Below are 633 nucleotides of genomic sequence, written 5' to 3' on the forward strand. Positions count from 1 at the left end.
TACGTCGCTCATTTACTGCCGAATTCAAACCCGAAGCCGCATCCCTGGTGCTCGACCAGGGATATTCTGTCCCCGAAGCCAGCCGTTCACTGGATGTTGGTGAAACCGTACTTCGCCGCTGGGTTCAGCAACTGCAATCCGAACGAACCGGCACCACCCCTATCAGCAAAGCACTGACTCCGGAACAGCAGAAAATCCAGGAGCTGGAAGCCCGTATTAACCGGCTCGAACGTGAAAAGGACATTCTAAAAAAGGCTACGGCTCTCTTGATGGCGGACGAATTCACACGTACGCGCTGATAGACCGATTAAGGGAGCAAGCCCCCATTACCCTGGTCTGCTGCGCTTTTGATGTTCCCACTTCCTGTTTTTACGATTATCTGGCTCGCAGGCGAGCGATTAACCGTGAGCGCATGCAACAGCGCAGCGAGTTGCGCCGTTTGTTTAAAGAGAGCCGGGGCTCGGCAGGCAGCCGCGCCTTGATGTCGATGATGCGGGAGTTGGGGTATCAGATTGGTCGATTCAAAGTACGTAACCTGATGAAGGAAGGCGGGCTGGCATCCAAGCAGCCGGGCGCACACCGTTATAAGGCCGCCCAATCTGAACGACCGGATATTCCCAATCTGCTGGCCCG

1 pseudogene is annotated in these 633 nt (G+C 55.5%); it reads left to right on the top strand.

What is annotated here, in order from left to right:
• Positions 1-633 (top strand): annotated as a pseudogene (locus LG30_RS21735) (transposase); the annotation flags it as partial.

This window comes from Aeromonas aquatica, from assembly GCF_000764655.1.
Lineage (GTDB): Bacteria > Pseudomonadota > Gammaproteobacteria > Enterobacterales > Aeromonadaceae > Aeromonas > Aeromonas aquatica.